General features: G+C 33.8%; 9 protein-coding genes. 6 read left to right on the forward strand and 3 right to left on the reverse strand.

The features are described 5' to 3' along the window. Positions 1–548: hypothetical protein (locus tag F994_RS17625; protein WP_004650368.1), on the forward strand; the 548-nt coding region annotated here is incomplete at its 5' end. Positions 549–953: 405 nt separating this feature from the next. Here F994_RS17625 and F994_RS10335 read toward each other — a convergent pair. Next, positions 954–1268 carry a BrnA antitoxin family protein gene (locus F994_RS10335; RefSeq protein ID WP_004650369.1) on the reverse strand — a complete coding sequence of 105 codons (315 nt, stop codon included), beginning with the start codon at positions 1266–1268 and terminating at the stop codon, positions 954–956. Continuing rightward, on the reverse strand, positions 1255–1542 hold the full coding sequence (locus F994_RS10340; RefSeq protein ID WP_004650370.1) for a BrnT family toxin: 288 nt from the start codon (positions 1540–1542) through the stop codon (positions 1255–1257). Before F994_RS10340 ends, F994_RS10335 begins: the two co-directional genes overlap by 14 nt. Positions 1543–1960: 418 nt before the next feature. Between F994_RS10340 and F994_RS10345 the strand changes: the two genes are divergently transcribed. The 4 genes from F994_RS10345 (at position 1961) to F994_RS10355 (ending at position 5559) form a co-directional block, all read left to right on the forward strand. Then, positions 1961–2644 carry a hypothetical protein gene (locus F994_RS10345; protein WP_004650371.1) on the forward strand — a complete coding sequence of 228 codons (684 nt, stop codon included), beginning with the start codon at positions 1961–1963 and terminating at the stop codon, positions 2642–2644. A gap of 272 nt (positions 2645–2916) precedes the next feature. Further along, positions 2917–3462 carry a plasmid replication DNA-binding protein gene (locus F994_RS10350; RefSeq protein ID WP_004650372.1) on the forward strand — a complete coding sequence of 182 codons (546 nt, stop codon included), beginning with the start codon at positions 2917–2919 and terminating at the stop codon, positions 3460–3462. Between the two features lie 1030 nt (positions 3463–4492). Next, positions 4493–4636: a hypothetical protein gene (locus F994_RS17500; protein WP_004650373.1), complete on the forward strand. Its 144-nt coding sequence runs from the start codon at positions 4493–4495 to the stop codon at positions 4634–4636. Between the two features lie 74 nt (positions 4637–4710). Beyond that, positions 4711–5559, forward strand: coding sequence for a hypothetical protein (locus F994_RS10355; protein ID WP_004650375.1), 849 nt, complete (start codon positions 4711–4713; stop codon positions 5557–5559). 125 nt (positions 5560–5684) lie between these two features. On the opposite strand, the gene F994_RS10360 is transcribed toward F994_RS10355, so the two are convergent. Continuing rightward, on the reverse strand, positions 5685–6059 hold the full coding sequence (locus F994_RS10360) for a hypothetical protein (protein WP_004650376.1): 375 nt from the start codon (positions 6057–6059) through the stop codon (positions 5685–5687). Between the two features lie 228 nt (positions 6060–6287). Between F994_RS10360 and mobQ the strand changes: the two genes are divergently transcribed. Beyond that, on the forward strand, positions 6288–7187 hold a 900-nt coding region (gene mobQ / locus F994_RS10365), incomplete at its 3' end, for a MobQ family relaxase (protein WP_004650377.1).

A 7187-nucleotide genomic window follows, 5' to 3' on the forward strand; every position in this document is an offset into this window, starting at 1 on the left:
TTGAGAATGAGATCATCGTTAGCTCTACACTTGTTGACCACTTAGACGTTGAATACAACGAGTTGTTACAGCTACAGCAGCAGATTCAACAACAAACTTATCAAGCAGAGCAACGTAAGAAACAAGATGAATATAATCCAGTAGTGGGGTACAACTTATCTGTGCGCTTGAACCACACTATTTACAGTCACAGCTTGAGCAATCATTTGAAAGAGATCATCAGTTTGTCAGATCAGCAATTAAGCTCACCAGAGAACATTGCTGCCCTGCTTGAACGAAAAGCATCATTGCTGAATGAAGTAGCTGTGAAAGAAGAAAAGCGAAAAGACGTATTAGTGTTAGTTAATGAAATCTATAAATACGACTTAAAGGCTTTGGAGCATAATTCAAGAGGTCGATCTATGAACTATGCTGAAACTAGGCATTTTGAACGCTTGAATGAGCGTATTTCACGACTTGAGCAAATGAATAGTCCGAAAGTACCTCAAGCCAAAACGCATGAAAATACGCGGAATAACAATGATTCTGACAATACTTTTACATCTTAATCGAAGGGGATAAGTACCGAAAAGTAAGAATGAATGTCCTATGCAAATTCGCTCATAGATTCAACTTTGAATGAATTCTTCTTATAAAAAACCCTCGACTCCAAAAAGTTCGTAACATTATGATGTTTATTGTAAAAGTAATCACAATAATTAATTTTTAAAATTAAAAACCCTTGACCCCAAAAAGATTGTAACATTATGAAATATATAACTAAATATGCTATATTAATTTTTAAAAAATGGAGTCAAGGGTTTGTAATATTAGTTGCTAAATTCTATTTCTATGAGGACAGCCACTTCATCTGAATGTGCGTTATCTTCATTAATATTTTCTAAAAGCTCGGCTTCCCTTAGAGATAAAAGCAGCTTAAGTATTCAAAAGAAAAAGGAGTCGAGGCTCCTTTTCTACTGTGTATTTTTTAATTCTTTCAGCATTGCATCACGTAAAATTTTATTCATACGTGTCTGATAGCCTTTCCCTTGTGTTTTTAACCAAGCTAGTACATCAGCATCAAGACGGACTGATGTTTGCTGCTTCACTGGACGATAAAATTGTCCATGACGAACCGCATTGCTCCAGTCTGTAATTTCAGGAATATCTGACAAGTCTAATTGCTCATCAGAAGTAGTTCCTTTAGCAAGCAAGCGTTTAATTTCAGCATCTTGCTTATCACTGAAATTTTCATTCAGTTCTTTGCGTGTGTATCTAACCATGCTCATATTGATTTCGCTCCGCTTTGGTTACTTCCCTTGCACTGATAATTCGTATGATTTCACAGTCATCTTCATCGAAGATGGTGTGGGCGACTAATAACATCAGTACGCCTTTGACCATACCAATGGTTTGCCAACGTTCTTCACCACCAGTATGTCTATCTTGGATTGAGATCCTTAAAGGATCATCAAAAATAAGGCTTGCTGTTTCAAAAGATACATCATGTTTTTTCTGATTCTTTTGGTTCTTCGCCTCATCCCATTCGAAATACAGTTCCATAAAAAACATTCAAATTTGTATATACAATAATGTATCACATATTTGTATCACTCAAGCTAAAAAGCGTAAATAGTGGTCAAATTTATTGGCAAAACATACCAGTTTTGCTCATAAAAAAGCCGATATGTTTCTATATCAGCTTTTTGCGGTTTTTTAGAATTCTGATATTTTGTTAAGCTATTGATTTTAAATTAAAATATTAAAACAATTTCGTATAAGCACCATTATGTTAAATGAATGATTTTTTGATTGAATCATATGTCCGCTGTATATATATTTAATCAGTCTCTTGCCTAATTACCTGATCATAATTCTAGTAATTTCTTAAACATTAGAATCGTTCAAATTTTAACTTTTGCAAGAATTCTAAAGCCATGTAAGAAAATAAGATATTTTAATAAATTTCAAAGGGGGTAACATGTCATACCAATCAGATTATTCAATTTCATTATTCACTGATAAAAATCGAGAAAATTTACACAAAAAATTTGAAATCAGCACTCATAATGACCAAATTAGAGGCGAAATAGAATATGCATATAGTAAAATAACCAAAGAAGATAACATTAACCTTGATCTTATTAAGTTTGTTACAGAAGACTTAAGTATAAGAAAATTTGATAATTTAATACGTGAAATTTTTTATCGTAAGGATTTCGAAGATATCCAAATTACAAAAATTAGTGATTTATTAGAAAAAGGGGAAATTGGTAATAGTGATCCTGATTTTCAATTTAAATATCCTGAACAATTTAAAATACATAATCATATAAAAATTGAATCAGAACAAAACCTAGCTCTGCTTGGAGAGCAGTTAGACATATTAATATTTGAACTGAAAAAAGATTGGATAAAGAGTGATTATCGTTTTGAAGAAGATATAAAAGAAAAACTTTCTCTAGATTTTGAACAAGAAAATAATTTGGACTATGGCTACTGTGAAAGTGAACTAGTTTTATTCGATATATTGGCTTTTATAAAATATGCAATTTTATATATCAATAACAACCCTAATGCAGAAATGTACTATACACAGGAAACATATGAAGAATTTTATTACTCAAGCGAAGCGTATAAAATTGTAGAGAAACAATTAAGCTAAAGAAAGATGATTAATGAATTTTCCTAAAATTAACATAATACACCTTATACGAAATGCTTTGATTTATCCCTTCTAAATCATTGTCTTACTTCGAGCCGTTCCAGTATTCAGCGCACTGGAACGGCTTTTTTGTGATTCTTCATGTTCCACGATCAATAAGTGAGCAATGCTCCACAGCTTTAATTAGATGTATTAATCAATTTGATATATTGTTCTTCTTCGAGATGGAACACATATTGAATTGTTTTAAAAAAAATTATCAGGAAAGATATATGTCCTTAGTAACTATTGTTGAAGCATCTAAGCAATTTGGCATAGGAAGAACAGCAATTTATAAAGCCATTAAGCGCGGTGATCTAACAGCTAAAAAAAATAATGATGGCGTTCAGGTTGTTGATGCTCAGGATATGGTTAGATTATTTGGATCATCACGTAAAGCCAATGTTTCTATAGTTGTTTCAGGAAACAGCATGTTAGAGAAACAGCAGGACAGTGAACAAGTTATACAAGAATTAAGAGAACAGTTAAAAGAATTAAAACAAGATAAAGAGTTCTTAAAGCAAGAGATATCAAGCATTAGGAAGGATTTTGATGATTATAAACTGATGATTACTTATAAGGGGAATTTATCTAGCGTAGAAACAGAGGAAACAGTTTCGAAAAATGAAAAAAACAATGTTGGTGTGCAAGAAAAACATAATGGAATACAGCCAGAAACACCTAATAAGGCTAGAGTAGAGGATAGTAAAAAAGATGTGCTTTTAGCGGAAGAACAACTGAAACTAAAGAAGGGATTTTTTAGAAAATTATTTTTCTAGGTTAGAGCGCACGATTGAGAGTAAGTCAACGATTTCGCATAATGTAAGCCCAAAATCAATAATGATAAGAAACTCGAAAATACGCGAAATCACGACGATTTAAACAATACTTTTAGTCCACAGTTAAAAACAAACGTGCAAATTTTCCAGTGTGGAACTGTCAAACATGGCATAAGTCAATAAGTATATGACATATAAAAGAAAAAACCCAAAATTGCTATTGCAATTTTGGGTTTTGTTCTTTAAATTGTCGGTACGCAGTTATTTGATGTATCAGCATCAGATAACGAAGATCATAAGGTTTGGCGACCGTTATGATTTCACCAAAAGGCTTGTACCTAACGACTATTATTCATTTATAACAGTAAAAAGACAAGACCCAAAATTGAAAACTTCGTTATTTCAGCATGTTAAAACATCAAATAAGTTCTCTTGATCGAGCTTTGCCCGCTTCTGTGTGTCCGTTTTACGGTCGGCATGTGGTGTGGGTGGAAGGAATTAAGCGACGCTAGCGCACCACAGCGATTGTTTTAGAAGGATATAAAAATCTAAAGCAGGAGTTGCTACTAGGGGAAATCGACAGAGCAACAGCGTCATGAGTAGCTGATAGGGCTTAAATCGTATATTGGGGGAACCCTTGCGGAGATAGCCTGATTCAGTTGGTTTGAGAACGTGTCGATGCGGTGTGTGAATCGTAATCTCAGCCTGTGTAGGAAAGCACAATTACCTACTGCCTTACCCTTTGATGGGTCAATCCGATTCCGTGGCTCCAGAATAACGAAATCGAACGGCAATACTTTAAGGGCATGCAATTTTTGCAGGCTCTTAGGGTGAGTATTGCCGCTTCACCTCAAACCGTTCACCTAAATAAAAATGACGAAGTCGTTTTTATTTAGGTGTAGGTGAAGAGTGAAGCGAAGCATTTAGCCGTTTAATTCACAGTGATATGATATGTAATGAATAGGGCAGAGCTGTTTTTCAGAAAAATAATAATTCTGCTTAGGCTAATTAATTAAATAATGGTGGTTATATGACAAATGAAGAATTAGAAGTTTTAAATCAAAAACGTAAAGATTTAGAAGCATTGAAACAGTTTCTAAAAACTTCAACTCAAGAACAAAAAGCAGAAGCCTTTGAAAATGTAAGACAGCAAATCTTAAATAGTGAAGAATAATCAGAACTTACAGAACCTGATTTGAAAGATTTATTAGTACAAAACTTTACAGATAAAGAGCTAGGCGAATAAGTATGCCTGTTGTTTTTTTTCAACCAACTCAAGGAAAAACGATGTTTAAAAAGATTTTTTTAATTTTATTATTATCGACAGGATTACAAACAATACGTGCTGATGAAATTCAGAATATAAAACCATCTGAATTTGATATTTTTTTATTAAAAAAAGGAATTTTAGATAAAAATTATAAATTTTTAGATACACCTGAATATGAAAGAGAAAAATTAAAAGAGATTAAAAAAGAAATAGATTTGAATCCTAATAGTTTTAAAATAATAAGGACTATACGTGGGCCAATGCAAGAAATTAATTTTGATATAACTATATTAAAAGCAGCCTCAAATAAAGATATTGAGAAGCCTTTAAGTGAATTTGTTGACCTTGTTTCTAGTACATTTTTCCCCTTCTATTGTAAGATACTAAGTGAAAACATATTTACTCGCGTAAATCCAAGTACGATGAAGGTAAATTTAATAGCAAATGATGGATCATTTATTGGAGAAAAAGAAATAAAAAATACTGAGTGTGATTTTGAAAAATTTAACTATATAGATTTTACTATCCCAAATAATAATTTTAAGACCTATCCATATCCAATATTTCGTATATCCCCACAGATGCCTATCTTTAAATCAAATGAATTAAATGGTAAAAACCGATATTTAACTATTGAAATACTAGTCAATAAAAATGGTGACGTTGAAAAAGTCGGTTACCCTAGCATTTATTTTAGTAATGAATCAGATAAAGTGTTTGAAAAGGTTAAACCTGCTTTATTAAATATGAAGTTTTACCCCTATATTATAGATGGTGAAAAAAAGGCTTTTTTAATTACACAACCTATTGAATTACCAGTTAAATAGAATCAGCCTTCACTTTGATTTATAGGCTTGTTGGGGATGATGTACTGGAATTGCATCAATTGGATATCGGCTAATCCTAATTTTAATTAGCCTCATTGCCAGGAAAAAATCTTGGCAATGAAAGACTATTTAAAATCAGGATTTCCAATTTTCCAAAAACTATGGAGTAGCTCAACATTTGGATCTTCAATATTAAGTAATTCTTTTAATACGGTTAAATTCTGTTCTTTAGCTTTACCTTCTGGTTCTGAGGCAAAACTAACAAGATCATTTTTAATTGATTCGAGTAGAGCTGGGTTTTGTTTGAACTGTCTTAAATAAAATGAACCTAAAATAATTTTTAAACGAGTGTCTTGCTGTCTAGTTAAGTCTCTTTCCTTTTTGCGCTGTTGTGCTCTTAAATCTTTTTCTCGATTCTTGAGCTGAGTTAATTTTTCTAACTGAGCTTTTTTTTGTTCGTTAATTAAAATCAATTGTTCATCAATATTTGTTCTAGACATTAATCAAATTCCTGCAATTCAAACTATATCAAAGCATCAAACTAAAGATCATTGCAAGTACAATAATCTAAGTTTATGCTAGATAGAGTTTTTCATGAAGTGCGCACTTTCCCAAACTCAACAAAGTTGGTTTGGAAGTACGGCAGGGGAGACCCTACAACCCTAATAACTTTTTTCAAAAGTTATGGCTCGGCAAGCCGAACCAAAAAGCAAAAGCGGACAGCAACAATGGCAAATTTTCATGCGCACCTGAAAAGCATTTCAAGGGCCGATGGTAGATCGGCAACCGGAGCTATTGCATACCGCGCCGGATGTAAAATTGTTGATGAACGTACTGGCCTAGAATTCGACTTCACTAAAAAAAAGGGTGTTGAACACAGTCAGATTTTTTTCCCAGAGGGGGAAGAAAATAGCCGGCCGGATTTACATGACCGATCAAACCTCTGGAATGAGGTAGAAAAAAAAGAGACAAAATCGAATGCACAAGTTGCTCGTGAGTTTGAGTTTTCATTTCCTTACGAACTGAATGCACAACAGCGTCAGCGCATGTTAAGTATGTTCTGTAATTTCTTAGCAAAAAATCACGGTGTTGTCGTCGATGCAAGCATCCATGCCCCGCATGGTAAAAATGCAGATAAACGCAACTATCACGCACATGTCATGTTCAGCACCCGCCGATTTGAAAATGGTCAATTCACTGAGAAAACACGCGAGTTCAGTAAAGACCCATACAATAAAAAAGAGCTTGAAAATAGGGCAAAGAAAGGGCTTGAGGACTTTTCACAGCGGTTGCATGGTCGAAAAAATGCGACTGAATTATTGCGCGAAGCATACGAAAAAATGGGCAATAAATGCTTAGTTGATGCAGGTTTTGAGCCAACCCTTGACCGCCGATCGTATGCGGAACGCGGTATAGACAAAGAGCCAACTGTCCATGAAGGTGCTGGTAGTGCAATGGCGAATCGTGGCTTGCAGTCAGACACGCATGATAAGAATATTGAGATCATAGAGCGCAATCAGAAGCTCTCAGAGCTTGAGAATGAGATCATCGTTAGCTCTACACTTGTTGACCACTTAGACGTTGAATACAACGAGTTGTTACAGCTACAGCAGCAGATTCAACAACAA

It is taken from the genome of Acinetobacter bohemicus ANC 3994 (assembly GCF_000367925.1).
GTDB classification, from domain to species: domain Bacteria; phylum Pseudomonadota; class Gammaproteobacteria; order Pseudomonadales; family Moraxellaceae; genus Acinetobacter; species Acinetobacter bohemicus.

Excerpts from the sequence above, each read along its gene's own strand:
- F994_RS10355 (WP_004650375.1), top strand. The coding sequence starts at position 4,711 with ATGCCTGTTGTTTTTTTTCAACCAACTCAAGGAAAAACGATGTTTAAA.
- F994_RS10360 (WP_004650376.1), bottom strand. The coding sequence starts at position 6,059 with ATGTCTAGAACAAATATTGATGAACAATTGATTTTAATTAACGAACAA.
- F994_RS10345 (WP_004650371.1), top strand. The coding sequence starts at position 1,961 with ATGTCATACCAATCAGATTATTCAATTTCATTATTCACTGATAAAAAT.
- F994_RS17500 (WP_004650373.1), top strand. The coding sequence starts at position 4,493 with ATGACAAATGAAGAATTAGAAGTTTTAAATCAAAAACGTAAAGATTTA.
- F994_RS10340 (WP_004650370.1), bottom strand. The coding sequence starts at position 1,542 with ATGGAACTGTATTTCGAATGGGATGAGGCGAAGAACCAAAAGAATCAG.
- F994_RS10350 (WP_004650372.1), top strand. The coding sequence starts at position 2,917 with ATGTCCTTAGTAACTATTGTTGAAGCATCTAAGCAATTTGGCATAGGA.
- F994_RS10335 (WP_004650369.1), bottom strand. The coding sequence starts at position 1,268 with ATGAGCATGGTTAGATACACACGCAAAGAACTGAATGAAAATTTCAGT.